The sequence below is a fragment of the Streptomyces eurocidicus genome, assembly GCF_002891295.1.
In the GTDB taxonomy this organism is placed as follows: Bacteria; Actinomycetota; Actinomycetes; order Streptomycetales; family Streptomycetaceae; genus Streptomyces; species Streptomyces eurocidicus.
Genome location: NZ_LGUI01000007.1, coordinates 77360 through 104201, shown reverse-complemented (window position 1 = coordinate 104201; position 26842 = coordinate 77360). Strand labels below are relative to the sequence as shown.

Annotated in this window: 24 protein-coding genes; 7 read left to right on the top strand and 17 right to left on the bottom strand. The window is 73.3% G+C overall.

From position 1 onward, the window contains the following. Positions 1–949 (bottom strand): acyl-CoA dehydrogenase family protein (locus tag AF335_RS22040; protein ID WP_102920195.1); only part of this gene is annotated, 949 nt, incomplete at its 3' end. A 238-nt stretch (positions 950–1187) separates the two neighbouring features. Between AF335_RS22040 and AF335_RS22035 the strand changes: the two genes are divergently transcribed. Together AF335_RS22035 and AF335_RS22030 are read left to right on the top strand one after the other, a co-directional pair. After that, positions 1188–2528, top strand: coding sequence for a UDP-glucose dehydrogenase family protein (locus AF335_RS22035; RefSeq protein WP_102920194.1), 1341 nt, complete (start codon positions 1188–1190; stop codon positions 2526–2528). Positions 2529–2598: 70 nt separating this feature from the next. Further along, entirely contained in the window at positions 2599–2976 is a 378-nt protein-coding gene (locus AF335_RS22030) for a VOC family protein (protein WP_102920193.1), read from the top strand. Between the two features lie 94 nt (positions 2977–3070). Here the strand turns inward: AF335_RS22030 and AF335_RS22025 are convergent, their stop codons facing one another. Genes AF335_RS22025 through AF335_RS22015 form a run of 3 tightly spaced genes read right to left on the bottom strand, consistent with a single transcriptional unit; the run spans position 3071 to position 5936 of the window. Beyond that, entirely contained in the window at positions 3071–4267 is a 1197-nt protein-coding gene (locus tag AF335_RS22025) for a dipeptidase (protein ID WP_102920203.1), read from the bottom strand. A gap of 5 nt (positions 4268–4272) precedes the next feature. Continuing rightward, positions 4273–4800 (bottom strand): 5-(carboxyamino)imidazole ribonucleotide mutase, encoded by a 528-nt coding sequence (gene purE, locus AF335_RS22020; RefSeq protein ID WP_102920192.1) that lies wholly within the window; start codon positions 4798–4800, stop codon positions 4273–4275. Beyond that, the gene (locus AF335_RS22015) at positions 4797–5936 is read right to left on the bottom strand and encodes a 5-(carboxyamino)imidazole ribonucleotide synthase (protein ID WP_102920202.1); all 1140 of its coding nucleotides are present in this window, start codon (positions 5934–5936) and stop codon (positions 4797–4799) included. The genes purE and AF335_RS22015 overlap by 4 nt, the downstream gene beginning before the upstream one ends. 215 nt (positions 5937–6151) lie before the next feature. Here AF335_RS22015 and AF335_RS22010 point away from each other — a divergent pair, with 215 nt between their 5' ends. Further along, positions 6152–6658, top strand: a complete 507-nt coding sequence (locus tag AF335_RS22010; RefSeq protein ID WP_102920191.1) for a GtrA family protein — start codon at positions 6152–6154, stop codon at positions 6656–6658. A 15-nt stretch (positions 6659–6673) separates the two neighbouring features. Here AF335_RS22010 and AF335_RS22005 read toward each other — a convergent pair whose 3' ends face one another. Further along, the gene (locus tag AF335_RS22005; RefSeq protein WP_102920190.1) at positions 6674–7930 is read right to left on the bottom strand and encodes an ATP-binding protein; all 1257 of its coding nucleotides are present in this window, start codon (positions 7928–7930) and stop codon (positions 6674–6676) included. Positions 7931–7984: 54 nt separating this feature from the next. Continuing rightward, positions 7985–8665 (bottom strand): response regulator transcription factor, encoded by a 681-nt coding sequence (locus AF335_RS22000; protein WP_102920189.1) that lies wholly within the window; start codon positions 8663–8665, stop codon positions 7985–7987. A 464-nt stretch (positions 8666–9129) separates the two neighbouring features. Between AF335_RS22000 and AF335_RS21995 the strand changes: the two genes are divergently transcribed. Further along, the gene (locus AF335_RS21995; RefSeq protein WP_102920188.1) at positions 9130–10668 is read left to right on the top strand and encodes a peptide MFS transporter; all 1539 of its coding nucleotides are present in this window, start codon (positions 9130–9132) and stop codon (positions 10666–10668) included. 72 nt (positions 10669–10740) lie between these two features. On the opposite strand, the gene AF335_RS36695 is transcribed toward AF335_RS21995, so the two are convergent. The 5 genes from AF335_RS36695 to AF335_RS21970 form a co-directional block, all read right to left on the bottom strand. Continuing rightward, a complete protein-coding gene (locus AF335_RS36695) occupies positions 10741–12249 on the bottom strand; it encodes a hypothetical protein (protein ID WP_425329126.1) in 1509 nt (502 codons plus the stop codon). Then, positions 12173–13075 (bottom strand): COG1470 family protein, encoded by a 903-nt coding sequence (locus tag AF335_RS21985; RefSeq protein ID WP_102920187.1) that lies wholly within the window; start codon positions 13073–13075, stop codon positions 12173–12175. Before AF335_RS21985 ends, AF335_RS36695 begins: the two co-directional genes overlap by 77 nt. A 2-nt stretch (positions 13076–13077) precedes the next feature. After that, complete coding sequence (locus AF335_RS21980; RefSeq protein WP_102920186.1) at positions 13078–13884, bottom strand: peptidase; 807 nt, start codon at positions 13882–13884, stop codon at positions 13078–13080. Positions 13885–14044: 160 nt separating this feature from the next. After that, on the bottom strand, positions 14045–14536 hold the full coding sequence (locus AF335_RS21975) for an ATP-binding protein (RefSeq protein ID WP_102920185.1): 492 nt from the start codon (positions 14534–14536) through the stop codon (positions 14045–14047). 183 nt (positions 14537–14719) lie between these two features. Then, complete coding sequence (locus tag AF335_RS21970) at positions 14720–15088, bottom strand: STAS domain-containing protein (RefSeq protein WP_102920184.1); 369 nt, start codon at positions 15086–15088, stop codon at positions 14720–14722. A gap of 239 nt (positions 15089–15327) precedes the next feature. Between AF335_RS21970 and AF335_RS21965 the strand changes: the two genes are divergently transcribed. Further along, positions 15328–16218 carry an RNA polymerase sigma factor SigF gene (locus tag AF335_RS21965; RefSeq protein WP_102920201.1) on the top strand — a complete coding sequence of 297 codons (891 nt, stop codon included), beginning with the start codon at positions 15328–15330 and terminating at the stop codon, positions 16216–16218. A gap of 94 nt (positions 16219–16312) precedes the next feature. Here the strand turns inward: AF335_RS21965 and hutI are convergent, their stop codons facing one another. The 4 genes from hutI to hutU all read right to left on the bottom strand — a co-directional run bounded on the left by hutI (position 16313) and on the right by hutU (position 21916). Next, positions 16313–17482 (bottom strand): imidazolonepropionase, encoded by a 1170-nt coding sequence (gene hutI, locus AF335_RS21960; protein ID WP_102920183.1) that lies wholly within the window; start codon positions 17480–17482, stop codon positions 16313–16315. Between the two features lie 44 nt (positions 17483–17526). After that, positions 17527–18867 carry a formimidoylglutamate deiminase gene (locus AF335_RS21955; protein ID WP_102920200.1) on the bottom strand — a complete coding sequence of 447 codons (1341 nt, stop codon included), beginning with the start codon at positions 18865–18867 and terminating at the stop codon, positions 17527–17529. Further along, the gene (locus AF335_RS21950) at positions 18864–20054 is read right to left on the bottom strand and encodes an allantoate amidohydrolase (RefSeq protein WP_102920182.1); all 1191 of its coding nucleotides are present in this window, start codon (positions 20052–20054) and stop codon (positions 18864–18866) included. Before AF335_RS21950 ends, AF335_RS21955 begins: the two co-directional genes overlap by 4 nt. Positions 20055–20257: 203 nt before the next feature. Continuing rightward, the gene (gene hutU / locus AF335_RS21945; RefSeq protein ID WP_102920181.1) at positions 20258–21916 is read right to left on the bottom strand and encodes a urocanate hydratase; all 1659 of its coding nucleotides are present in this window, start codon (positions 21914–21916) and stop codon (positions 20258–20260) included. A gap of 274 nt (positions 21917–22190) precedes the next feature. On the opposite strand from hutU, the gene AF335_RS21940 reads away from it, so the two are divergent. Further along, complete coding sequence (locus AF335_RS21940) at positions 22191–23594, top strand: type III PLP-dependent enzyme domain-containing protein (protein WP_102920180.1); 1404 nt, start codon at positions 22191–22193, stop codon at positions 23592–23594. On the opposite strand, the gene AF335_RS21935 is transcribed toward AF335_RS21940, so the two are convergent. Further along, positions 23578–24174, bottom strand: a complete 597-nt coding sequence (locus AF335_RS21935) for a hypothetical protein (RefSeq protein WP_102920179.1) — start codon at positions 24172–24174, stop codon at positions 23578–23580. The two genes, AF335_RS21940 and AF335_RS21935, sit on opposite strands and share 17 nt — an antisense overlap. Before the next feature lie 458 nt (positions 24175–24632). On the opposite strand from AF335_RS21935, the gene AF335_RS21930 reads away from it, so the two are divergent. After that, positions 24633–25739, top strand: coding sequence for an alpha/beta hydrolase family protein (locus AF335_RS21930; RefSeq protein ID WP_102920178.1), 1107 nt, complete (start codon positions 24633–24635; stop codon positions 25737–25739). Positions 25740–25929: 190 nt separating this feature from the next. On the opposite strand, the gene AF335_RS21925 is transcribed toward AF335_RS21930, so the two are convergent. After that, positions 25930–26781 (bottom strand): MurR/RpiR family transcriptional regulator, encoded by an 852-nt coding sequence (locus AF335_RS21925; RefSeq protein ID WP_102920177.1) that lies wholly within the window; start codon positions 26779–26781, stop codon positions 25930–25932. Positions 26782–26842: the final 61 nt, after the last annotated feature.

The window sequence follows — 26842 nt, the reverse complement described above, 5'->3', positions numbered from 1 at the left end:
CATCGACCCGCTCGGACTTCGCGGCGGCCGCGTACGTCAGCTGGCGGGCGGCCTCCAGCTTCATGGCCATGTCGGCGAGCATGAACTGGATGCCCTGGAAGTCGGAGATCGGCTTGCCGAACTGCTTGCGCTCCTGGACATAGCCCTTGGCGTAGTCGAGGGCGCCCTGGGCGATGCCCAGCGCCTGCGCGGCGATGGTGACGCGGGTGTGGTCGAGGGTCTTCATCGCCGTGGCGAAGCCGGTGCCCTCCTCGCCGATCATCCGGTCCGCGGGGATGCGGACGTTGTCGAGGTAGACCTCGCGGGTCGGGGAGCCCTTGATGCCGAGCTTCTTCTCCGGGGCGCCGAAGGAGACGCCCTCGTCGGACTTCTCCACGACGAAGGCGGAGATGCCCTTGGAGCGCTTCTCGGGGTCGGTGACGGCCATCACCGTGTAGTACTCGCTGACGCCGGCGTTGGTGATCCAGCGCTTCACGCCGTTGAGGATCCAGTGGTCGCCGTCGCGCACGGCCTTGGTCTTCATGCCGGCCGCGTCGGAGCCCGCGTCGGGCTCGCTCAGGCAGTACGAGAACATCGCGTCGCCCTTGGCGAGCGGGGCCAGGTAGCGCTTCTTCAGCTCGGCCGAGCCGGAGAGGATCACCGGCAGCGAGCCGAGCTTGTTGACCGCGGGGATCAGGGAAGACGAGGCGCAGACGCGCGCCACCTCCTCGATGACGATCACGGTGGCCAGGGCGTCGGCGCCCGCGCCGCCGAACTCCTCGGGGACGTGCACGGCGTGCAGGTCCGAGGCCACCAGGGCGTCCAGCGCCTCCTGCGGGAAGCGGGCCTGCTCGTCGACCTCGGTGGCGAACGGGGCGATCTTCGCCTCGGCGAGCTGGCGCACGACCTTGCGGAGCTCGTCGTGCTCCTCGGCCGGCCGGTACAGGTCGAAGTCCTTTGTTCCCGCCAAGGCGTACTCCCCTGAGAGTTAACTACCGTTTAGTAACCCGATTCTAGGGGGCGGCTTCCGGACGGGGATACGTGAGCTTGCCGACAGCGGCCGCACGACGGCCCGCACGGGTGCGCACCGCGCTCGGCGCCACGCCCGGTACGGCGCCCGATGTTCATGGCGTCTCCCCAGGTCCTTCCCCTGCCGGGCCCCTACTATGCTCGGGCACCGCACCAGCCCGTCAGCACATGGAGCACGCATGGCCCCCAGGATCACCGTGATCGGCACCGGCTACCTCGGCGCCACCCATGCCGCGGCCATGGCCGAGCTCGGCTTCGAGGTACTGGGCCTCGACGTGGTCCCCGAGAAGATCGAGATGCTCGCCCGGGGCAAGGTCCCCATGTACGAGCCCGGGCTGGAGGAGCTGCTGCGCCGTCACGCGGCCGGCATCGAGGGCTCGACCGGCAGGCTGCGCTTCACCACCTCCTGGGAGGAGGTCGGCGAGTTCGGCGACGTCCACTTCGTCTGTGTGAACACCCCGCAGAAGCACGGCGAGTACGCCTGCGACATGTCCTACGTCGACGCCGCCGTCTCCTCGCTGGCCCGGGTGCTGCACCGCCCGGCGCTGGTCGTCGGCAAGTCGACCGTGCCGGTCGGCAGCGCGGCCCGGCTCGCGGCGCTGCTGCGGGAGCTGGCCCCGGCGGGCGACGAGGTCGAGCTCGCCTGGAACCCCGAGTTCCTGCGCGAGGGCTTCGCCGTCCAGGACACCCTGCACCCCGACCGGATCGTCGTCGGCGTCTCCGGCGAGCGCGGCGAGAAGCTGCTGCGCGAGGTCTACGCGATCCCGATCGGCGAGGGCACCCCCTTCGTCGTCGCGGACTACCCGACCGCGGAGCTGGTGAAGACCGCGGCCAACTCCTTCCTCGCCACGAAGATCTCCTTCATCAACGCCATGGCCGAGGTGTGCGAGGCCGCCGACGGCGACGTGGTGAAGCTGGCCGAGGCCATCGGCCACGACGAGCGGATCGGGAAGAAGTTCCTGCGGGCCGGCATCGGCTTCGGCGGCGGCTGTCTGCCCAAGGACATCCGCGCCTTCATGGCCCGCGCGGGCGAGCTGGGCGTGGACCAGGCGCTGACCTTCCTCCGCGAGGTCGACTCCATCAACATGCGCCGCCGGGGCCATATGGTCGAGCTGGCCCGCGAGAGCCTGGGCGGCAGCTTCCTCGGGCAGCGGGTCGCCGTCCTGGGCGCGGCCTTCAAGCCCGACTCCGACGACGTCCGGGACTCCCCCGCGCTGAACGTCGCCGGGCAGATCCACCTCCAGGGCGGCCAGGTCACCGTCTACGACCCCAAGGGCATGGCCAACGCCCGCAGCCTCTTCCCCACGCTCGGCTACGCGCCGACCGCGCTGGAGGCGTGCCGCGGCGCCCAGGTGGTGCTGCACCTGACGGAGTGGGGCGAGTTCCGCGAGCTGGACCCGGCGGCGCTGGGCGAGGTCGTGGCCGCACGGCGGATCCTGGACGGCCGCAACGCCCTGGACGCCGCCGCCTGGCGCGCCGCCGGATGGACCTTCCGCGCGATGGGCCGGCCGCAGGCGTAACCCGCCTCCCCCGGACCCCGGGGATCCCTCTCTTCCCTCTGGAACCACCCGCACCGTCCGAGGAGTGAGCGTGTCCTACGCGAAGATCACAGCGACCGTCATCGACTGCCCCGACCCGCTCGCGCTGGCCGGGTTCTACGCCGGGGTGCTCGGCGGCCGGATCGAGGAGGACCCCGAGGACGCCGACTGGGTCGACCTCCGGCTGCCGGACGGCGGCCGGCTGGCCTTCCAGCGCGCCCCCGGCCTCGTACCGCCGGAGTGGCCCTCCGACACCCACCCCCAGCAGCTGCACCTGGACCTGGACGTGACCGACATGGAGTCGGCGCACGCCCGGGTGCTGGAGCTCGGGGCGAAGCCGCTGGACGTGGACGACGACGGGGGCCGGCGCGACTTCCGCGTCTACGCCGACCCCGCGGGGCATCCGTTCTGCCTGATCCGTTCCGTCTGACCGCTCGGGTCCGCCTGACCACTCGGGTCCGCCTGACCACTCGGGTCCGTCCGACCGCCCGGGTCCGTCCGACCGCTCGGGTCCGGCGGGCTCGTCAGCCGTCCAGCTGGTCGATCGTCGCGATCGACGGGCCCCGGCGGGCCTGGAGGTCGCGCGCCACGCCCTCCGCGTCGCGCAGCACGCGCACCGCGTTCCGCCAGGTGAGCTTGGCGAGGTCGGCGTCCGACCAGCCGCGGCGCAGCAGCTCCGCGATCAGGTTGGGGTAGCCGGCGACGTCCGCGAGGTCGGCGGGGGTGAAGGCCGTGCCGTCGTAGTCGCCGCCGATGCCGATGTGGTCGACGCCGGCGACCTCGCGCATGTGGTCGAGGTGGTCGGCGACCGTCGAGGCCGTGGCGAGCGGGCGCGGGTGGACGGCCTCGAAGGCGCGCTGCACGGCCATGCCCGCGGCGGTGGTGTCCAGGTGGTGCAGGCCGTTGGCGCGCATGTTCTCGTCCGCGGCCAGGGTCCACTCGATGGCGGCGGGCAGGATGAACTTGGGCACGAAGGTGGCCATGGCCACGCCGCCGTTGGCGGGCAGCGCGGCGAGCACGTCGTCGGGGATGTTGCGCGGGTGGTCGCAGACGGCGCGCGCGGAGGAGTGCGAGAAGATCACCGGCGCCTCGGTGACCCGCAGCGCGTCCCGCATGGTGTCGGCCGAGACATGGCTGAGGTCGACGAGGACACCGGTGCGGTTCATCTCCCGGACGACCTCCTCGCCGAAGCGGGTCAGGCCGCCGGCCCTCGGCTCGTCGGTCGCCGAGTCCGCCCAGGCGATGTTGTCGTTGTGGGTCAGCGTCATATAGCGGACGCCGAGGCGGTGCAGGGCGCGCAGCGTCGCGAGGGAGCTGTTGATGCTGTGGCCGCCCTCGGCGCCCATCAGCGAGGCGATCCGGCCCTCGGCGCGCGCCGCCTCCATGTCGTCGGCGGTGAAGGCGAGCCGGAGGTCGGCGGGGTGGCGGGCGACGAGCTGCCGGACCACGTCGATCTGTTCGAGCGTCGCGCTGACGGCCTGGTCGCCGGCCATGTCGGTGCGCACGTACACGGACCAGAACTGCGCGCCGACGCCGCCGGCCCGCAGCCGGGGCAGGTCGGTGTGGAGGTCGGCGCTCTGGTCGGTGGCGATGTCGCGCCGGTCGAGGTCGTAGCGGACCTGCTCGCGCAGCGCCCAGGGGAGGTCGTTGTGGCCGTCGACGACGGGGTGGGCGGCGAGCAGCTCGTGGGCGCGGGCGAGGTGGGCGTTCCCGTCGGTCACGGCGGTCACTTTCCGAATCCGAAGGAGTCGTTGCCGCCGGCCTTGGCGCGCAGCCGGCGGCCCTTCTCGGTGGCCTGTTCGTTGAGCTCGTCCTGGAAGTGGCGCATCCGCTCCTGGAGCTCGGCGTCGTGCGCGGCGAGCATCCGGACGGCGAGCAGGCCGGCGTTGCGGGCACCGGCCACGGAGACGGTGGCGACCGGCACCCCGGCCGGCATCTGCACGATGGACAGCAGGGAGTCCATGCCGTCGAGGTACTTCAGCGGCACGGGCACCCCGATGACGGGCAGCGGGGTGACGGAGGCGAGCATCCCGGGCAGGTGGGCGGCTCCCCCGGCGCCGGCGATGACCGCCTTGAGACCGCGGCCCGCGGCCCCCTCGCCGTACGCGATCATCTCGCGCGGCATCCGGTGCGCGGAGACGACGTCGACCTCGTAAGGGACCTCGAATTCGGCCAGGGCCTTGGCGGCGGCCTCCATGACGGGCCAGTCGGAATCCGAGCCCATCACGATACCGACGAGGGGGGAGCTGGTCATTCGGTGATCGTTCCTCGCAGATATCCGGCGGCGTGGCTCGCGCGCTCTCGCACATCCGCCAGGTCGTCGCCGTAGGTGTTGACGTGTCCGACCTTGCGGCCGGGCTTCACGTCCTTGCCATACATATGGATCTTCAGCCCCGGATCCCGTGCCATGCAATGGAGGTACGCGGAATACATGTCCGGGTAGTCGCCGCCGAGCACATTGGCCATGACGGTCCACCGGGCCCGGGGGCGGGGGTCGCCGAGCGGGAGATCCAGCACGGCCCGGACGTGGTTGGCGAACTGCGAGGTGATCGCGCCGTCCTGGGTCCAGTGACCGGAGTTGTGCGGGCGCATGGCCAGCTCGTTGACGAGAACGCGGCCGTCGCGGGTCTCGAAGAGCTCCACGGCGAGGTGTCCGACCACGCCGAGCTCCTTGGCCACCTTCAGGGCGAGCTCCTGGGCGTGCGCCGAGAGCTCCGCGGACAGTCCGGGCGCGGGGGCGATCACGGTGTCGCAGACGCCGTCGACCTGGACGGACTCGACGACGGGATAGGAGACCGCCTGGCCGTGCGGGGAGCGGACGACATTGGCCGCGAGCTCGCGGACGAAGTCGACCTTCTCCTCGGCGAGGACGGGCACCCCGGCGCGGAAGGGCTCGGCCGCCTCTTCGGCGCTGCGGACGACCCAGACCCCCTTGCCGTCGTATCCGCCGCGGACCGTCTTCAGGACGACGGGGAAGCCCTCGCCCTCGGCCGCGAAGCGCGCCACGTCCGCGGGGTCCGCGACGAGGCGGTGCCGTGGGCAGGGCACGCCGATCTCCAGGAGCCCGGCGCGCATCACGCCCTTGTCCTGGGCGTGCACCAACGCGTCGGGCCCGGGGCGGACGGGGATGCCGTCCGCCTCCAGGGCCCGTAGGTGCTCGGTCGGAACGTGCTCGTGATCGAAGGTGATCACGTCACACCCTTGTGCGAAAGCACGAAGGGTTTCCAGGTCGCGATAGTCGCCGATGACGACCTCGCTCACGACCTGGGCCGCCGAGTCCTGCGGGGTATCGCTGAGCAGCTTGAACTGGATGCCGAGGGGGATGCCCGCCTCGTGGGTCATACGGGCGAGCTGGCCGCCGCCGACCATGCCGACTACCGGGAACGTCACGCCCACAGGGTATCCGTACGCGCGAACCACCCGGCGCCCGCCTTTGGAGGATCGTCCGAAGAGACGGCCTGTGCGCTACTGGCCGATATCGTGCGCGTTCGTCTCGCGTTCACCGACTCGGCCCATCGTCGTCCGGGAGCGATGGATAGCATGAATGCCGCCCTGCCCCCGGGGACACTTCCCCGACCGCCCACCGACGGAGCCTGACGATCGTTATGAATCAACGGCGCACAGTGCGTTCCCGGCTGGAGCGGCTGGCCCGCGAGATCGCGAAATTCGGCGCGGTCGGGGCCATCGGGTTCGTGGTCAATTTCATCGTCTTCAACATCTGTGTGCACGGATTCCAGCTCGCGGTGGTGCGCTCCGGCGTGATCGCCACCGCCGTCGCGATCGCCACCAACTACGTGGGCAACCGCTACTGGACGTACCGCGAGTGCGACCGCTCCCGGCGCAGCCGCGAGCTCTCCCTGTTCCTGCTCTTCAGCGGGGCGGGCCTGGTGATCGAGAACGGCATCCTGGCGCTCTCGCACTACGGCTTCGGCATGACCTCGTCGCTCGCGGACAACATCGCGAAGAACGTCGTCGGGCTCGGCATAGGAACGGTCTTCCGCTTCTGGTCCTACCGGACCTGGGTGTTCCGGGCGCTGCCCGCGCGTGAGGCCGTGGAGACTGCTGAATCGTTCCTGGCGACGCCCCCGGAGCGGGCCGAGGCCGGGAAGTAGCCGTACGGGGGCGGCTCAGCCGTCCCCTTCGGCGTGGTCGTCCGCCTCGCGGCTGAGGAACAGCGCGAAGACCGGCGGGTTCGCCTGGAGGAGCTCCAGCCGGCCGCCGTCCGCCTCCGCCAGGTCGCGGGCGACCGCCAGGCCCAGCCCCGTGGAGTTCCGGCCGCTGACCGTCCGCTCGAAGACCCGGGCGCCCAGGTCCGCGGGCACCCCCGGGCCCTCGTCCGTGACCTCCACGACCGCCTGGTTGCCGGTGACCCGGGTGCGCAGCGCCACCGTGCCGTCCCCGTGCATCAGGGAGTTCTCGATGAGCGTCGCGAGGACCTGGGAGACGGCGCCCGGGGTGCCGACCGCCCGCAGCCCCGGCTTGCCCGAGCGCACCAGGGCCCGGCCCCCGCTGCGGGTGGCGGGCCGCCACTCCTCGATCTGCTGCTTGATGACCTCGTCCAGGTCGAAGGTGACGGCCGAGCTGGACTTGGGGTCGCGGGAGTTCGTCAGCAGCCGCTGGACGACGTCGGTGAGCCGCTCGACCTGGGCGAGGGCGATCGTCGCCTCCTCCTTGACCGTGTCCGGCTCGTCGGTGAGCGTGATCTCCTCCAGCCGCATGGAGAGCGCCGTCAGCGGGGTGCGGAGCTGGTGCGAGGCGTCGGCGGCCAGCCGCCGCTCGGCGGTGAGCATCCGGGCGATCCGCTCGGCGCTCGCGTCCAGGACGTCCGCGACCCGGTCCAGCTCCGGCACGCCGTAGCGGCGGTGGCGCGGCCGGGGGTCGCCCGAGCCCAGGCGCTCGGCCGTCTCGGCGAGGTCGGTGAGCGGCGCGGTGAGCCGGTTGGCCTGGCGTACGGCGAGGAAGACGGCGGCGACCACGGCCAGCAGCGCCACCGCGAGGATGACCAGCAGGGTGCGGCCGACCTCACGGCTGACCGTGGAGCGGGACTCCTCGACCCGGATGATCTCGCCCTGCTCGCCCTTCTCCGTCGCGGCGATGACCCCGCCGTCGGGCCGGGGGCCGACCTCGATGGAGGGGCGGCCGGGGATGTCGATGCGGGCGTAGCGGTTCTGGGTGATCTGCTCGCTCAGCACCCCCGACTCCACCCGCTCGTGCCCGAGCAGTCGGCTGTCGACGATGCTCACCAGGCGCACCGCCTCGGACTTCACGCTCTCCCGCGCGCTGCTCTCGATCGTCCGGGTCTCCACGATGACGAGCGAGATGCCGAAGACGGCGATCACGACGAGGACGACGGCGAGGGTGGAGTTGATCAGTCGGCGGCGCACGATGCCCTCCGGGCGGTGGTACGAGGAGCAGCCCGGGCGGGCCGCTGCGTCGGCTCAGCTCTTCTCGAAGCGGAATCCGACGCCGCGGACGGTGGCGATGTAGCGCGGGTTCCCGGCGTCGTCCCCGAGCTTCTTGCGGAGCCAGGAGATGTGCATGTCGAGGGTCTTGGTGGAGGACCACCAGGTGGTGTCCCAGACCTCGCGCATCAGCTGATCGCGGGTGACCACCCGGCCGGCGTCCCGGACCAGCACCCGGAGCAGGTCGAATTCCTTCGCGGTGAGCTGGAGTTCCTCCTCGCCCATCCAGGCGCGGTGGGACTCCACGTCGATCCGCACGCCGTGGGTGGCGGCCGGCTGCTGCTGGGACTCGACGGCGCCGCGCCGCAGCAGGGCCCGCACCCGGGCCAGCAGCTCGGCGAGCCGGAAGGGCTTGGTCACATAGTCGTCGGCGCCGGCGTCCAGGCCGACGACGGTGTCCACCTCGTCGGCGCGGGCGGTGAGGACGAGCACCGGGAAGCCGTGGCCCTCGGTGCGCAGTCGTCGGCAGACCTCGAGGCCGTCCATTCCGGGCAGCCCGAGGTCGAGGACGAGCAGGTCCACCCCGCCCTTGAGGCCGGCATCGAGGGCCGCGGGACCGTCTTCGCGCACCTCCACCTCATAGCCTTCGCGGCGCAGCGCGCGCGCGAGAGGCTCCGAGATGGACGCGTCATCCTCGGCGAGCAGTACACGGGTCATAGGGGTGATGGTAGTCCGCTCGGGCCCACGTCAGAGGTGCACTCAGGGCTACCGGGACCAACACTTCACCTCGGCTGAACTCACCTTCGAAAGGGTGTGAATGGTTCCACATCAGCCTGTGATCCATGTCTCAACTCCTTCCGTTTTCGGGCAGGGTGTGACGTATGGTTACCGGAAGTCTGTAGCACCACCGAGGGACCTTCGGCGGGATTTCGCACCGAAGGTCCCTGTTGTGCGCGGGGCTGGACCCCCAGCCTTGTTTCACAGTGAATGACCTGGCGGCCGGGTCCGCCGCGCGAAGATGCGCGGGGGCGTGGATCCCGGTGCACGGCCGACCTGCCGGCCCTCACAAGGGCCGAACCCCTGGGGCGTAGGGGGCGGACGGCGCGGTGTCCGGTGCCGGCCAACCCCCACCCGGGCGCGCAGCAGCTCCACCGCGCGTCCCGAGCACACAAGGATCGACCATGGCGTCCAGCCTGACGAAGGGCGCCGCCGAGCAGGAGAAGACCTCTCCGGGCGCCGGCGGCAAGACCTTCCTCGGCCACCCCCTCGGCCTGGCCCCCCTCTTCCTGACGGAGATGTGGGAGCGCTTCAGCTATTACGGCATGCGCGCCCTCCTCGTCCTCTATTTGATGGCGGGTGGCCCGGACGCGAAGCCCGGCAGCCAGGGCGGCGGCCTGGCCATGCCCGAGGCCAGCTCCTTCGCCATCTACGGCGTCTACGCGGGCATGGTCTACCTGCTCGCCATGCCCGGCGGCTGGTTCGGCGACCGGATCTGGGGCCCGCGCAAGACGGTCGCCATCGCGGCGAGCATCATCATGGCCGGTCACCTGTGCCTGGCCATCCCCGGCAAGCCGTCCTTCTTCATCGGCCTCGCGCTGGTGGCGATCGGCTCCGGCCTGCTGAAGTCCAACATCTCGACCATGGTCGGCCACCTCTACGACGGCCCGCAGGACCCGCGCCGCAACGGTGGCTTCACCATCTTCTACATCGGTGTCAACCTCGGCGCCGGCCTCGCGCCGCTCGTCATCGGCGCCATCGGCCAGAAGGTCAGCTGGCACCTGGGCTTCGCGATCGCCGCGATCGGCATGGGCCTCGGCCTGATCATCTTCCTGCTGGGCACCCGCCTGCTGAGCCCGGAGAGCAGCGTCGTCCCGAAGCCGCTGCCGGCGGACGAGCGCAAGTCCATCCTGATGAAGGCCCTGCTGTGGTTCGGCATCGCCGCCGTCTTCTACGGCATCGTCGGGGGCACCGGCCACTTCACGCAGAAGTGGGCCACCATCCCGCTCGCCCTGCTCGGTGTGGCCATCCCGGCCGCGGTCCTGGTCCGCATCAAGCGCGACAAGGAACTGACCTCGGACGAGCAGACCAAGGTCACCGGCTACATCTGGTTCTTCGTCGCCGCCGCCGTGTTCTGGATGATCTTCGAGCAGGCGGGCTCGACGCTGTCGGCCTTCGCCGAGAAGCGCACCTCGGACACCATCTTCGGCTGGCAGATCCCGTCCACGCTGTTCCAGTCGATCAACCCCATCTGGGTCATGGCCATCGCCCCGGTCATCGCCTGGCTGTGGCTGTGGCTGGCCCGCCGTGGCAGCGAGCCGAGCTCCACGGTGAAGTTCTCGGTGGCCATGGTCCTCATCGGCGCGTCGTTCTTCGTCTTCGCCATCCCGATGTCGACGGCCACGGAGGACTCGAAGGCCGGCCCCATGTGGCTGGTGATGATCTACATGATCCAGACCATCGGTGAGCTCTGCCTCTCCCCGGTCGGCCTGTCGCTCACCACCAAGATGGCGCCGGTGAAGTACGCCAGCCAGATGATGGGCGTCTGGTTCCTCGCGGTCACCGCGGGCAACTGCACCACGACCCTGCTGCGCGAGGTCGGCGGCCTCGACCTCAACGGCATCGGCGTGATCCTCGGCCAGGCCACCGCCGCGGTCCTCGCGGCCTTCGCGGTGTGGATGTACCGCAAGAAGATCGAAGCCCTCATGGGCGACGTCCGCTGACGCGGTCGGCTGAACAGTGAGGGTGCCCCCGGCGCGATGACGCGCCGGGGGCGCTTTCGTGTCCGGCCCCGCTCACGGGCGGCCGGGGCCCGTTCGCCGCGGGGGTTCCGGGGGCTCGCGCGGGGGCGCGGGGGCCGAGCCCGGGGTGAACCACGGGAGCGGGTGGGGGGCGGCCCCTGCCCCGGTCCCGACCCCTGTCCCGGCCCCCGAGGAGGGGCTGGAGGGCGGGGTGGGGGCTGCCGGAGCCGCGGCGGGCGGGGTGGTGGGCCCGGGTGGCTCCGGGGGGCCGGGAGGGGCCTTACGGGCTTTACGGGCCTGACGGCGGGTACGGAGCGCTCGGCGGGTGCGGGGGTTACCGCCCCCGGTGGTCCCGTCGGCTTCGCCGGGCCCGTCGGCTCCATCGGCCCGGTCGGCCTCACGGGCCGTGCGGGGCCTGCCGGACTTGTCGGCGCTGTCGATTCGGCCGGCCTCATCGGCTTTGACGGCCTTGCCGGTCCTGGCCCCATCGGGCCTGCCGACCTCGCCGGTCCTGCCAGTCTCATCGGCCCGGTCGGCCTCGCCGGACCTTCCGGCTGCTCCCGGCCCCGGCCCCGTTCCCAGCCCCGTTCCCGGCCCCGGCCCCGGCCTGAGTCGGTCCACGACCGCCATCCCCGCCCGGAACAGCCCCGCGGGCACCACCAGGCCCAGCAGGATCCAGAACAGCGTCACACCCCACGGCCTGCTCACGTCCCAGGGTTCCTCGACGAGCAGCTTGTCGCCGTACTTCAGCGACACCAGATAGTCGCCGTACGCGCCCGCCGCCAGCTCCACGTCCAGCGCGACCTTCGCCCGCTGCCCGGCCGGGACCGTGCCCCGCCAGCGCCGTTCCTCCCACCCGGGCGCGAGCACCCCGTGCGACGTGCCGACCTGGAAGACGGGGTTCTCGGCCGCGGTGGTGCCGAGGTTGCCCACCGTAAGGACGAGCCGACGCCGGGGCGGCGCCCCGAACCATGTGAGGATCCCGCTCGACCCCTCCAGCCGCGCCCCGAGGACGCCCAGCCGCTCCCCGCCGGTCCGCCGGGGCAGCGGGGCGACCGGATGGCCCGCGACGGCGAAGGGGGCGTCGACGGCCGCCGCCTCGCCGGTCACGGTCGCCACGTGGACCACGCACGGGCAGGGCTTGGGCGGCGCCGCCACCGGGACGGTCGTACGGAAGGCGCCGCCGGCGCCCGTGGTGGCGGTCCGCCCGTCCGCGTTGGCGCAGGCGTTGGTGCCGCCGATCATGTTCTGACCGCAGACGAGCAGGGTGAGCAGGGTTCCCGGCCGCCATCCGGTGCCGCTCACCGTAAGGCTGCCGCCCTTGCCGGCCTCCTTACGGTCCAGGGTGACGGCCGGGGTGCGGACCGCCCCGTCGGCGGCGACGGCCCGGCCCGCCGGCGGCGGGGCGAGCGGCGCGGCCGCGAGGAGCGCCGCGACGAGCCCGGCCCGGAGCCGGCCGGGGCGCCGCCGGCGGCGGGGGCGGCCGTCACGCCCGTATCCCCGCGACGGGCTGTACGGGCTCTCCGGCCGGGGTCTCCGCCGGGCCCCGGGCAGCCGGCGCACGGGCGCGCAGGCGGCGGCGTACGAGCAGCCCGGCCGCGGCGACCAGGGCGAGGGCGCCCCCGCCCAGAGCCGGTAACGCCCAGGGCAGGGGTGTCCAGGCCCCGGTGGCGGAGGCGCGCGCACCACCGGGGGCGGTCGCGGTGACCCGGACGGCGACCCGGTCCAGGCTCGGCGCGGCGGGCCACGGCTCGGTCAGCCGCACCCTGCCGCCGGGCGGCAGCTCGGCCGGGACACCGCTCCCGGCCCGGCGCAGGACCGTGCCGAAGAGCCCGTCCGCGCGGATGGCCAGGCTCGGCGCGAGCGCCGTGTTGCCCCGGTTCACCAGGGCGTAGCGGATGACCGCGCCCGTACCGGCCTTCTCGACCCGGACGTCCTCGACGGCCAGGGCCGCCAGCGCGGGCCCACCGGTGACCCGCACGGCGAGCCGTACCCGCGCCTCCCGGCCACCGCCGGTGACGACGAGCGCGGCGGAGTGGTCACCGGGCCGGGCACCGCTCGGGACGGTCACGGTGAAGGGGACGTCCGCCCGGGTGCGGGGCGGCACGCGCACCCGTTTCGCGGCCAGGGCGATCCAGCGGCCGGAGCCCCGCAGTTCCAGGTCACGTGCCTGACCGGCGGGGTTGGCCAGGGAGAGCCGGTCCTCCAGGACCGTGCCCGGGTCGCCTTCCAGGTAGAACGCCGTGCGGGCGGCCGTGCCCTCGCCGTTGGTGGCGGGCGCCGCGGTCCAGGCCGGGGAGTCGGCGGCGGCGGTGGGGGCGGTGAGCAGGGCCGTGGTGGCGGTGAGTGCGCACAGGGCTCGGCGGGGCTGGGGGAAAACCCGCCGCACCCCTACCCCACCGCCCGCTTCCGCCGCGTCAGCCAGAGCGTCCCCGCCACACCCGCCAGCAGCACCGTCCCGCCGAGCGTCCCGAGCGCGACCGCCGAGTCCGCGGGGCCCGTCTGCGGCAGCTGGCCGCCATTGCCGGAACCGGAACCTCCGGTGGTGCCGGTGCCCGAGCCACCCGTGGAGCCGCCCGACCCTCCGGTCGTCGACCCACCCGTGCCGGAACCGCCCGTCGTCGTCCCACCCGTCGTCGTCCCGCCCGTACCGGAGCCGCCCGTCGACGAGCCGGGCGCCTTGACGTCCAGGGTCAGCGAGGGCTTCGGGTTGTTCGAGGGCGTGCACGTGGTCGTCGTGCCGAGCGCCTTGATCGTGAGGACGCCCGCCGTGAAGGTGACGGAGCCCGTCTTCTTCGGGGTGTACGTGCCCGACAGGTCACCGATCTTGATGGGCTGGTTGGCGGGGATCGGCTCGGCGTTCGGGGCGCCCGTCACCGCGACCGTGCCGGAGTCCGCGCCACCGAGCTTGATCAGGGCGCTCGGCTGCATCGCGCCCTTGCCGAGTTCGACGGGGCTGGAGGAGACGCCCTTCTCGAAGGACATGGTGAGCTTGTACGCGTCGCCGCCGGGCGTCGCCTTGATGTCGATGGGCGAGACGGCGCTGCGGTCCCCGATCGGGGTCTTGCACTGGTAGTTCACGTCGACCGTGACGGCGTGCGCGGCCGGGGCGAGCAGCAGAATCGTCCCGCCGGCCAGGGCCGCGGCAACGGCCGACGCGGCCGTGCGGCGGGCGGTGCGGCGTGGGAAGTGGGACACCTCGGGTTCCCCTCTCGTCCGGTGCCGTAGCCGAAATTCACTGACGGCACATCAGATCGGGCGCCGACAGTACGCCGGGGACCTTGAGGAGGGAAGACACGGAACGCGCCGCTGTGGACATCCAGCGGCGCGCTCCGGGGTGCGGCGGACCCGCGCGGGGTCAGGCGGGCGCGGCGAGCTCCGCCCAGACGGTCTTGCCGGGGCGGTCGCCGTTGCGCACGACCCCCCAGTCCAGGCAGAGGCGCTGCACGATAAACATGCCGTGGCCGCCCGGCCGGCCCGCGCGGTGCGGGGTCCGGGGCGCGGGCTGGCCCGCGCCGAGGTCGACGACCTCCAGCCGCAGCACCTTGCCCGCGCAGCTCACCCGGAGCTCCTCGGGGCCGTCGGCGTGCAGGCAGGCGTTGGTGACCAGTTCGGAGACGACCAGCAGGACGTCCTCGGCGGCGGCCCGGTGATCGGCGGTGGCGGCGGGCAGCCAGCCCCAGTCCCGGAGCGCCTCGCGGGCGAAGTCACGGGAACGGGGCACGGCGCCGCTCACCCCGACCAGGCGCAGGCGGCGGACCTGCCCGGGCGGCGGGGTGACGGGCGAGGCGGCGCCTTCCGCCTCCGGACCGGGCTCGCCCGGCGGCGGGTACGGCCGGGTGGTGCTCATCAGCGCTTCACCTCACCGATTCACCGACTCAGAAATGATGGTCACCTGGCACATTGAACAGATTCAGCAGACTTCTGCCCGACCGAACGGGGGGAACACCCACTTCTTCGGGGCGACACTGTGACGCAGGCAACGCGTGCGTGACACAGGTGACGGGGCGGTGTGGCCGTGGTCACTCGGCGGCTACTGGGCGAGCGCGGCGTCGAGCGTGTCGTGCACGGCGAAGACGGCTTCGGCACCGGTGATCTCGAAGACCCGGGCGACCACGGGCTGCATGGCCGCGAGGTGGACGGCGCCGCCGGCGGCCTCCGCGGTGAGCCGGGCGCCGAGGAGCACATTGAGCCCGGTGGAGTCGCAGAACTCCAGCTTCGAGCAGTCGACGACCACTCGGGACAGGCCCTGCGCCACACACCCTTCCAGCGATTCACGGAGCAGATCGGCCGTGTGGTGATCGAGCTCACCCGCCGGCGTCACGACGGCGCTCTCGCCATGGCGCCGGACCTCAACATTCAGCCGGCCCTTGCTCGCACTGCCGACCATTTCGCGGTCCATGCGCGTCCTTTCTCGTGGGCCTGCGTGGGCGGGGAAAACACTACGCCTTCGATACGGCGCCCGGAAGCCGAACATCCGTTATTTACCCATATAAGAGGACAAGCCTCACTTGCTATCGGGAGGGCAAGACAGGTAGGGCTAGTAGAGGACATCCACCACGGACGGCTTTGGAGGCGCCGCGAACCGCAGCGAGAAGTCATGGCATCGGCGGCCTCATGCCGAGAATGATGGAGGAGACCATGTCACCCCGGCTCGACGAATCGCGTACCGAACACTCTCGGGAGACCGCCTCGTCGACAACCCCGCCCGAGCAGATCGAGCCCGAGAATCCGGGGCTCCCCACGATCCCGCCGTACGACGAGGTGGGACCGGTCGACGCCCGGGCGCTGTCCAAGACGCTCTTCGCACGGCTCACGGAGCTCGAAGAGGGCACCCACGAGTACGCGTACGTACGCAACACCCTGGTCGAACTGAACCTGGCGCTGGTGAAGTTCGCGGCCGCCCGGTTCCGCACCCGCAGCGAGCCGATGGACGACATCGTCCAGGTCGGCACGATCGGTCTGATCAAGGCCATCGACCGCTTCGAGCTCAGCCGGGGCGTCGAGTTCCCGACCTTCGCGATGCCGACCATCATCGGTGAGATCAAGCGCTTCTTCCGTGACACCAGCTGGTCCGTGCGCGTCCCGCGACGCCTCCAGGAGCTCCGCATCGAGCTGGCCAAGACCCGCGACGAGCTGGCCCAGCAGCTGGACCGCTCCCCCACGGTCACCGAACTGGCCGAGCGCCTCGGCCTCTCCGAGGACGAGGTCGTCGAGGGCATGGCCGCGAGCAACGCGTACACCGCGAGCTCGCTGGACGCCCAGCCCGACGAGGACGACACGGAAGGCGCCCTCACCGCCCGCATCGGCTACGAGGACCACGGCATCGAGGGCATCGAGTACGTGGAGTCCCTCAAGCCGATGATCGCCGAACTCCCGCAGCGCGACCGGAGGATCCTCTCCTTGCGCTTCGTGGCGAACATGACCCAGTCGGAGATCGGCGAGGAACTGGGCATCTCCCAGATGCACGTGTCCCGGCTGCTGTCCCGCACGCTGGTCCGGCTGCGCAGGGGCCTGACGCTGGAGGAGTGACCTCGCGCCCCTCCCCCGCACCGCACCTACCGAGCGCCGCACGGAATCCCGCGCGGCGCTCGGTGCGTTCGCCCCACCCGGGACGCCGCCGTCCTCAGAGTTCGCGGACGCCCCGGCGCCAGACCGCGGTGACCAGGGGGACGCCCGGCCGGTAGGCGAGGTGGACGTGGCTGGGCGCGTCGAGGAGGGCGAGGTCGGCGCGGGCGCCCGGCGAGAGGCGGCCGATGTCGGTGCGGCGCAGGGCCGCCGCGCCGCCCGCCGTGGCGGCCCACACGGCCTCGTCGGGGGTCATCCCCATGTCACGGACGGCCAGGGCGACGCAGAACGGCATCGAACTGGTGAAGGACGAGCCGGGGTTGCAGTCCGTGGAGAGGGCGACGGTGGCGCCCGCGTCCAGGAGGCGGCGGGCGTTCGGCCACTGGGCGCGGGTGGAGAACTCCGCGCCCGGCAGCAGGGTGGCCACGGTGTCGCCATTCGCGAGGGCGTCGACGTCGGCGTCGGTGAGGTGGGTGCAGTGGTCGGCCGAGGCGGCGCCGAGCTCGACGGCGAGCTGGACGCCGGGCCCGTAGGTGAGCTGGTTGGCGTGGACGCGGGGGACGAGGCCGCGGGCGGCGCCGGCGGTGAGGATCGTACGGGCCTGGTCGCCGTCGAAGGCGCCCTTCTCGCAGAAGACGTCGATCCAGCGGGCGTGCGGGGCGCAGGCGTCGAGCATCGGGCCGGTGACGAGGTCGACGTAGCCGGCCGGGTCGTCGGCGTAGTCGGGGGAGACGATGTGGGCGCCGAGGTAGGTGACCTCTTCGGTCTGCGCGGCGGCGATGCGCAGGGCGCGGGCCTCCTGCTCGACGGTGAGGCCGTAACCGGACTTGGTCTCCAGGGTGGTGGTGCCCTGGCGCAGCGCCTCGTGGAGATAGCGCCGGAGGTTGGCCGCCAGCTCCTCGTCGCTCGCGGCGCGGGTGGCGGCGACGGTCACCCGGATGCCGCCGGCGCTGTAGCTCCTGCCGGACATCCGGGCGTTGAACTCGGCGGTGCGGTCGCCCGCGAAGACGAGGTGGGAGTGGGAGTCGACGAAGCCGGGGAGCACGGCCCGGCCCCCGGCGTCGACGCGATTGTCAGTGGCGGGTGCTTTGCTCGACGTACCGACCCAGGCGACGCGGTCGCCGTCGACGACGACCGCCGCGTCCTGGATCAGACCGAGGGGGCCTTCACCGAAGGAGGGGTCGTTGGTGACGAGACTGCTGATGTTGGTGATGACCGTGGTCGCCATGGGCGGTCGGTACTCCTTCGGGTTTCTCGGTGACTTCCTGGGTCTCAGCCGCGCAGTGCCGCGACGGCCTCCGCCAGCGCCTGCCCCACGTCGGGCACGAGCTGGTGGGCGCCCTCGCGGACGATGTGCCGGCCGCCGACGACGGTGTCCCGGACGTCCGCGTTGGTCGCCGCGAATACGGCCGTCTCGGCGGCGAGTTCCGGCGGCGGGCCCGCCGTGCGCACGGTGTCCAGCGCGATCGAGGTGAGGTCGGCGAGCGCGCCCGCCCGGATGCTTCCCGCGTCGTGCCAGCCGAGGGCGGCGTGGCCGTCCGCGGTGGCGGCGCGCAGCAGCTGGGCCGCGGTCCAGTGGCCCCGGGTGCGGGTGTGCAGCCGCTCGTCGAGCTCCATCGCGCGCGCCTCTTCGAGGATGTCGATGACGGCGTGGCTGTCGCTGCCGAGGGACAGCGGCGAGCCGGCGCGCTGGAGCCCGGGCGCCGGGCCGATGCCGTCGGCGAGGTCCCGCTCGGTGGTGGGGCACATACACACGCCGGTGCCGGAGTGCCCGAGGAGCCGGATGTCGCCGGGCGTGAGGTGCGTGGCGTGGACGGCGGTGGTGCGGGGGCCGAGCACACCGTGCTCGGCGAGGAGCGCGGTGGGGGTGAAGCCATGGGCCTCGACGCAGGCGTCGTTCTCGGCGGTCTGCTCCGAGAGGTGGACGTGCAGCGGCGCCTCGCGCTCGTCGGCCCAGGCGGCGACGGTGGCCAGCTGGTCGACGGGCACGGCCCGTACGGAGTGGACGGCCGCGCCGATCCGGGTGGTGTCGTCGCCCTTGAGCCCGGCGGCCCGCTCGGCCCACCGCTCGGCGGTGGTGTCGCTGAAGCGGAGCTGGTGCCGGCTGGGCGGCGCGCCGAAGCCGGAGGAGAGGTAGCAGGTGTCGAGGAGGGTGATGCGGATACCGGCCTCGGCGGCGGCCGCGATCAGGGCCTCGCCCATGGCGTTGGGGTTGTCGTAGGCGGCGCCGCCGGGGGCGTGGTGGAGGTAGTGGAACTCCCCGACGGCGGTGATGCCGGCGAGGGCCATCTCGGCGTAGGTCGCGCGGGCGAGCGCGAAGTAGCTGTCGGGGGTGAGGCGGTCGGCCACGCCGTACATGAGGTCGCGCCAGGTCCAGAAGGTCCCCTCGCCCTGCTGCACCGTGCCGCGCAGGGCGCGGTGGAAAGCATGCGAGTGGGCGTTGGCCAGCCCGGGGAGCGTGAGCCCGCGCAGGGTCACCGAGCCCGTCGGCGGCTTCTTCGCCCCCTTGCGGACGGACGCGATCCGGCCGTCCGTGCCCGTCTTGATGACCACGCCCTGCTCGACCCCGGTGTCGAGCCAGGCGTGTTCCGCCCAGTAAGTCTGTGCCGTCAGCGACACGCCAGGCCCTCCAGTACGTCGGCGAGTGCGGTGACCCCGGCCAGGCAGTCGTCCTCGTCCGCCGTCTCGGCGGGTGAGTGCGAGACGCCCGTGGGGTTGCGTACGAACAGCATGGCGGTCGGAACGGTCCCGGAGAGGATTCCGGCGTCGTGTCCCGCGCCCGTGCCGAGGACGGGGACGTTCCCGCCCAGGATCCGGCCGAGCTCGTCGCGCAGGGCGTGTTCGAATTCGACGACGGGGGTGAAGGACTCCCGGGTGATCCGGACGTCGATGCCGTCGCGCTCGCCGCGCTCGACGGCCGCCTTCTCGATCTCGGCGATCACCAGGTCGAGGGTGTCCTGGTCGGCCGCGCGGGAGTCCAGCCAGCCGCGGACCAGGGACGGGATGGCGTTGACGCCGTTCGGCTCGACGCTGACCTTGCCGAAGGTGGCGAGGGCCCCGGCGAGGCGGGCCTTCTTCCGGGCGGCGAGGACGGTGTTGGCGTAGGTGAGCATCGGGTCGCGGCGGTCCTCGATGCGGGTGGTGCCGGCGTGGTTGGCCTCGCCGTGGAAGTCGAACCGCCAGCGGCCGTGCGGCCAGATGGCGGAGGCGATGCCCACCCGGTCGCCGGAGAGGTCCAGGGCGCGGCCCTGTTCGACGTGGAGCTCGACGAAGGCGCCGATCCGGGCCAGCCGCTCGGGATCGGCCCCGATGGCCTCCGGGTCGTGCCCGGCGCGCTCCATCGCCTGCGGCAGGGTGACGCCGTCGGCGTCGCGCAGCTCCCGGGCGGCTTCGCGGGTGAGCTGTCCGGCGGCGAGCCGGGAGCCCACACAGGCCAGCCCGAAGCGGGCGCCCTCCTCGTCGCCGAAGTTGACGACGGCGAGGGGCCGGGTGGGCCGGGTGCCGCGGGCGCGGAGCTCGTCCAGGGCGGCGAAGGACGACACCACGCCGAGGGGGCCGTCGAAGGCCCCGCCGTCGGGGACGGAGTCCAGGTGGGAGCCGGTGACGACGGCGTCGCCCGCGGTGGGGTCGCCCAGCCAGGCCCACTGGTTGCCGTTCCGGTCCAGCTCGTAGGCGAGGCCCCGGGACTCGGCCTGTGCCTGGAACCAGTCGCGGCAGTCGGTGTCGGCGGGGGTCCAGGCGTAGCGACGGTATCCGCCGGAGGCCGCGTTGCGGCCGATGGGCCGTAGATCGGCCCACATCTCGTGGAAGGAAGAGGCTGTGGGCAGTCGTTCCGCTGGGCTGGGGGCACCTCCCAGCGGTGGCCGGGGGAGGGTGGGCACGCCCAGGCCCGCCCCCGGCGAAGGCGCGCTCCCCGCACCGGGGGTTTCCGTTCCGGGTGCGGGCCGGTGGTCGGGCTGCGCCCACCCGTCCCGCCCAGCGGGACGATTGCCCGCAGCGGAGCTCACGCCTCTTCCCGCATCGGGACGCGGACACCCTTGGCCTCCGCCACCGAGTCCGCGATGTCGTAGCCCGCGTCGACGTGGCGGATGACGCCCATGCCCGGGTCGTTCGTCAGTACGCGGCGGATCTTCTCGCCCGCGAGCTTCGTGCCGTCGGCGACCGTGACCTGGCCCGCGTGGATGGAGCGGCCCATGCCGACGCCGCCGCCGTGGTGGAGGGAGACCCAGGAGGCGCCGGAGGCGACGTTCACCATGGCGTTCAGCAGCGGCCAGTCGGCGATCGCGTCGGAGCCGTCGAGCATGGCCTCGGTCTCGCGGTAGGGCGAGGCCACCGAGCCGCAGTCGAGGTGGTCGCGGCCGATGGCCAGCGGCGCGGCGAGGGTGCCGTCGGCGACCATCTCGTTGAAGCGCTCGCCCGCCTTGTCGCGCTCGCCGTAGCCGAGCCAGCAGATCCGGGCGGGCAGGCCCTGGAAGTGGACCCGCTCGCCGGCCATCTTGATCCAGCGGGCGAGGGACTCGTTCTCGGGGAAGAGTTCGAGCATCGCCTTGTCGGTCTTGTGGATGTCGGCCGCGTCGCCGGAGAGGGCCGCCCAGCGGAAGGGGCCCTTGCCCTCGCAGAACAGCGGCCGGATGTAGGCGGGGACGAAGCCGGGGAAGTCGAAGGCGCGGGTGTAGCCCGCGAGCCGGGCCTCGCCGCGGATGGAGTTGCCGTAGTCGAAGACCTCGGCGCCCGCGTCCTGGAAGCCGACCATGGCCTCGACGTGCCGGGCCATCGACTCGCGCGCCCGGGTCGTGAAGTCGGCGGGCTTCTCGGCGGCGTAGGCGGCCATGTCGTCGAAGTCGACGCCGACCGGCAGGTACGACAGCGGGTCGTGGGCGGAGGTCTGGTCCGTGACGATGTCGACGGGGGCGTTCATCGCCAGCAGCTGCGGGAGGAGCTCGGCCGCGTTGCCCAGCACGCCGATGGAGAGCGGGCGGCGCGCGTCCCGCGCCTCCACGGCCAGCTGGAGGGCGTGGTCGAGGGAGTCTGCCTTGACGTCCAGGTAGCGGTGCTCGATGCGGCGGTCGATGGCGCGCGGGTCGCAGTCGATACAGATCGCGACGCCGTCGTTCATGGTGACGGCGAGCGGCTGGGCGCCGCCCATGCCGCCGAGGCCGGCCGTGAGGGTGATCGTCCCGGCGAGCGTGCCGCCGAACTTCTTGGCCGCCACGGCCGCGAAGGTCTCGTACGTGCCCTGGAGGATGCCCTGGGTGCCGATGTAGATCCACGAACCGGCGGTCATCTGCCCGTACATGGTGAGGCCGAGGGCCTCCAGCCGCCGGAACTCCTCCCAGTTGGCCCAGTCGCCGACGAGGTTGGAGTTGGCGATGAGGACGCGCGGGGCCCATTCGTGCGTCTGCATCACGCCGACCGGCCGGCCGGACTGGACGAGCATCGTCTCGTCCTGCTTCAGCGTCCGCAGGGTGCGCACCATGGCGTCGAACGAGCGCCAGTCACGGGCGGCCTTGCCCGTGCCGCCGTAGACGACGAGCTTGTCCGGGTGCTCGGCGACCTCCGGGTCGAGGTTGTTCTGCAGCATCCGCAGAGCGGCTTCCTGCTGCCACCCCAAGGTGCTCAGCTCGGTACCTCGCGGTGCTCGAACGGGTCGCGGTCCTGACATGGGGCCCTGCCTCCCTGGCGCTCCGTAGAGACCATTGAATAGAACACTTCACATCTTGTGGCAGTGAATACCTCCAGTCAACAGGTGTGCCGGGACCGATGGGGAAGTCGCCGTACGTGGTGCCCTGCGGGGCTCTTCCCCACCCCGCCCCTTCCCGAATGTCCTCGATCGCCGGACGGGCTGATTTTCAGCCCGTCCGGCGGAGAGCCGCCCGCGGGGCACCGCCGGCCCCGTCCCCATGGCATCCCGCCCCGCCGGGTGGTGGAGTGGACGCATGGGCCCGGAGAGCGCGAGCGCGCGCGAGCGACGTGAGGCCGCCGTCCGGGCGGCCGTGCGGGACGGTCTGATCGGCGCGCGGCACCCCGTGATCGGGCTGCTGGACGTGCGGGGCGTCCGTACGGCCGCCGCCGCGCTGCGGGCCGCCTTCGAGGAGGTCACCGCGCCCGGCACGGAGGTGCTGCACGCCTTCGCCGTGAAGGCCGCGTCACTGGTGCCCGTGCTGCGGCTGCTCGCCGGGGAGGGGCTGGGCTGCGAGGTGGCGAGCCCCGGGGAGCTCGCGCTGGCGCGCGCCGCGGGCGTGGCGCCCGGACGGACGGTCCTGGACTCCCCCGCGAAGACGGACGCGGAGCTGCGCGAGGCGCTCGCCCTGGGCATCGCGGTCAACGCCGACAGCCGTCAGGAGCTGGCCCGCCTGGACGCGCTCGTACGGTCCGCGCCGACCGCCTCCGTACTGGGCGTACGGGTGAACCCGCAGCTCGGCGCGGGCAGCATCGGGGCGATGAGCACGGCCACGGAAACGTCCAAATTCGGGGTGGCGATGCGCGACGAGGGGGCGCGCGCATGGCTGGTCCGCGCCTTCGCGGAGCGGCCCTGGCTCACCCGGATGCACGCCCACGTCGGTTCGCAGGGCTGCCCGCCGGAGCTGATGGCCGAGGGGGTCCGGGCCGCGTACGAGCTGGCCGAGGAGGTCAACCGGGCCGTCGGCGGGCAGCAGGTGCGGACCCTGGACATCGGGGGCGGGCTGCCCGTCAACTTCGCCTCCGAGGAGGTGACGCCGACGTTCCGGGAATACGCGCGGCTGCTCGACGTGACCGTGCCCGCCCTGTTCGACGGGCGCTACGGCCTGGTCACCGAGTTCGGCCGGTCGCTGCTGGCCAAGAGCGGCACGGTGCTGGCCCGGGTGGAGTACACCAAGTCGGCCGGCGGCCGGCGGATCGCGGTGACGCACGCGGGCGCCCAGGTCGCGGCGCGGACGGTGTTCGCGCCCGCCGCCTGGCCGCTGCGCGTGGCCGCCTTCGACGCGCTGGGGCGGCCCAAGGAGGGCGCGCCGGTGCCGCAGGACGTCGCCGGGCCCTGCTGCTTCGCGGGCGACCTGGTCGCGGCGGACCGGCCGTTGCCGCTCCTGGAGCCGGGCGACCACGTGGCGCTGCTGGACACCGGCGCGTACTACTTCTCGAACCACTTCGCGTACAACTCTCTGCCCCGCCCGGGGGTTTACGGCTACGCGTCCGCAGAAGGTCGCACGGAGACGTTCACCGACGCGCCCGGGGAATCCGGGGAGCACCCCGGCGGGGGCCCTAACGTGCGCTTCGTGCCCGTACGCCGTCCGCAGTCGCTCGGCGAGCTCGTCGAGGAGAGCGGCGGCTCGCTCGCCGCCGACCTCAGCGCGCTGCGCTGACGCCCGGCCTCGTCCGCCGGGTCCTGCGCCGCGCGCCGCCCGGTGCCGCGTCCCCGGCGGAGAGGCCGGTGGTCTCGTAGCCGCGGACGTCCCGCCCGGCGGGGCCGCGCCGGGCGCTGTCCACCCGCACCCACAGCAGGCTCTCCGCCCGCCGCTCCAGCCCGCCCAGCCAGCGGGCCTTCGCCCACAGCCCGGCGCCCGCCCCGGCCATCGCCAGCCCGGCGGCGGCGGGCACGGCGAAGGAGGAGCCGACGGCCGCGAGGAAGGCGAGCGCCAGCCACCAGCGGGCGGCCCGCCGCCCGTTCCGCAGGGTCACGGCGCGGTCCTGGAGGAAGACGGACCGGCCCGCCCGCGACGCGCCGCGCGCCAGCTCCCCGTACCGCCCGCGGCGCACCGCGAAGACCACGGCGGCCACGATCAGGAACAGCGCCGCGCCCGCCGTCACCCCGATCCGGCGCCCGGTGAGCCCCGGCACCAGCGTGCCGGCCCCCGCGCTCAAGAGTCCCGCCCACCACAGCGGGCCCGCGGCCGCCCTGACGGCCACCGCCACCCGTGCCAGCGCATACGCACCGCGCCCCACGACGCACCTCCTCCTGCCCCGGGAACTCTCGGTCCCCGGATCGAACCTGCCCGGATCCGGCCCGCACCCACCGTGGATCCGGCCGGAATCCGCGCGGCAGGCTAGCCAACGAATCTGAGTGCGGGCTGAGAAGCGGGCGGGGCGGGGCCGGAGCGCGTGTCATACCCGGGTAGCACCCGCGTGTTGGCTCCGCCGTATGACGTGTCCGGACAGCCCCTTTCCCTAGAGTCGGCGCTCCGGCCGAACGGGAGGAGCGGGAATGGCGGCGCACGAGCGGGGACTGAGGCGGCGGGCCGCGCTGGCGGCGGGGGTGCTGGCCGGGACAGCCCTGCTGGGCACGGCGACCGGCCGGGCGGGGCGCTGGAGGCGCCGTCCGGCACGGCGGCCGCGACCCGGCCGCACGCGGCGCTGCCGGCCCCACCGGCCCGTACGCCGTCGGCACGACGACCCGGCACCTGGTGGACGCCGCCCGCCGGGACCCGTGGAAGCCGGAGAGCGGGGACCGCGAGGTGATGATCAGCCTGTTCTACCCGGCGGACGGGGGCGGGTCCGGCCGGATCGCCCCGCACATGGACGCCGCGTCCGCCGGCCACTTCGGCGCGGCGGGCGGCGCGGCGGAGGGCAACTACCGGGTGCGCGCGGGCGCGGCCGACTGGTCGGCCACGCGCACGCACGCGCGCGTGGACGCACCGGTGGCGCGCGGCGCCCGGTCCCTGCCGGTCGTCCTGTACTCGGCGGGCCTCGGCGATCCGCGCACCTGGAACACCGGCCTGGTGGAGGAGCTGGCCTCGCGCGGCTACCTCGTCGTCACGGTCGACCACACCTACGACTCGTCGGAGGTCTCCCTCCCCGGCGGGCGCCTCGCGGAGTCCGTGCTGCCCGCGCTCGCCAAGGACCCCCGTACCGGGCCTCCCGAGATCGACGCCGCGCTGCGCCGGTCGCTGGCGGCGCGCGTGGGCGACGTCCGCCTCGTCCTCGACACGCTGGGCGGCGACGGATGGCGGCGGGCCCTGCCGCCCGGTCTGGGCGACGCCGTGGACCTGCGGCGCGTCGGCATGGCCGGGCACTCCATGGGCGGGCTGACCGCCGCCCAGACCATGCTGGAGGACCGCCGGGTCGGGGCGGGCGTCAACATGGACGGGCAGATGGCCTTCCCCCTCCCGGACGCCACCGGGAACACGCTGAGCGGCGCCGCGCGCGAGGGCCTGGACCGGCCGTTCCTGCTGATGGGCTCCGAAGGGCCGGACGCGGCGGAGAACCGGCCGTCGTGGACGGCGTTCCGGCGGCACTCGCACGGCTGGACCGCCGAGCTGACGACGGCCGGTTCCCGGCACGGCGCGTACACCGACGCCGCTTCCCTGCTGCCGGCGCTGTCCCGGCAGGGCGCGCTGTCCGGGGCCGACCTGACGGGGGTCCTGGGGACGGTACGGCCGGAGCGGGTGGTGTCGGCGACGCGGGCGTATGTGGTGGCGTTCTTCGACCGCTTCCTGAAGGGCCGGGACGGGGGCCTTCTGGACGGCGCCTCGGGCCGCTTCCCGGAGATGCGGGGGGCCGGTGGGGCGTGAGGACGGGGCCGGGCGGGGGTACGCCTGCGGCGGGGCTTTTCCCCACCCCGCCCCTTCCCGAATTGTCCTCAAGCGCCGGACGGGCTGAAATCAGCCCGTCCGGCGCTTGAGGACCGGGGTCCGGGGCGGAGCCCCGTTCGGGAAGGGGCGGGGTGGGGAAAAGCCCCGCGCAGCGGCACCGCCCCCACCCTCACTCGACGAACAACCCCCGCGCCGCCGCCTTCGCGTCGAACTCCTCCAGCCGCGCCTGCGCGTCAGGCAGCGCGTCGCACATGGCCTCCAGCAGTACCCGCCCCAGCAGCATCGGCGCGCACGCCGTGTCGAAGGCGAGCCCGGTGCCGACGGCGGCGGGCAGCAGCAGGTCGCTGTGGCGGGCGACGGGGGCGAAGGTGGAGTCCGCGACGGTGACGACCGTCAGCCCCTCGCCCCGCGCGTACTCCAGCGCCTCGACCACCTCGCGCGGGTGGCGGGGCAGCGCGAAGCACAGCAGGGTGCTCGCGCCGGCCCGTACGGCCGCGTCGATGCGGTCGGCGAGGAGCGTGCCGCCCTCGTCGAACAGCCGGACGTCCGGGTGGACCTTGCGCGCGAAGTAGGCGAAGCCCGCCGCCTGCGCGGTGGCCGCGCGCAGGCCGAGCACGGGCAGCGGCCGGGAGCGCGCGAGCAGCCGCCCGGCCCGCGCGACGGGCTCGGGGTCGGCGAGCAGGGACGCGAGGTGGCGGAGGTTGTCGATCTCCGCCTGTACCGCCTCCTGGTACTCGTTGTACGAGCTCTCGCCGGGCTCGGCGGCGGTGGGGACGACCTCGCGCAGATGGCGGCGCAGGGCGGGGTAGCCGTCGAAGCCGAGGGCGACCGCGAAACGGGTCACGGACGGCTGGCTGACGCCCGCGAGCTCGGCGAGCTCGACGCTGGAGAGGAACGGCGCGTCGGCGGCCCGCCGCACCACGCAGTGGGCGATCCGGCGCTGGGTGGGCGTCAGCCGGTGCCCCTCGAAGAGCTTCTGCAGGCGCGCGGTGGCTTCCGGCTCGCCTCCGTTGTCACTCATCGGCCCTCCACGTTCTCGGTACGGACCGCCGGCGGGTCCGCCGACGGGGCCTCGCACGGTC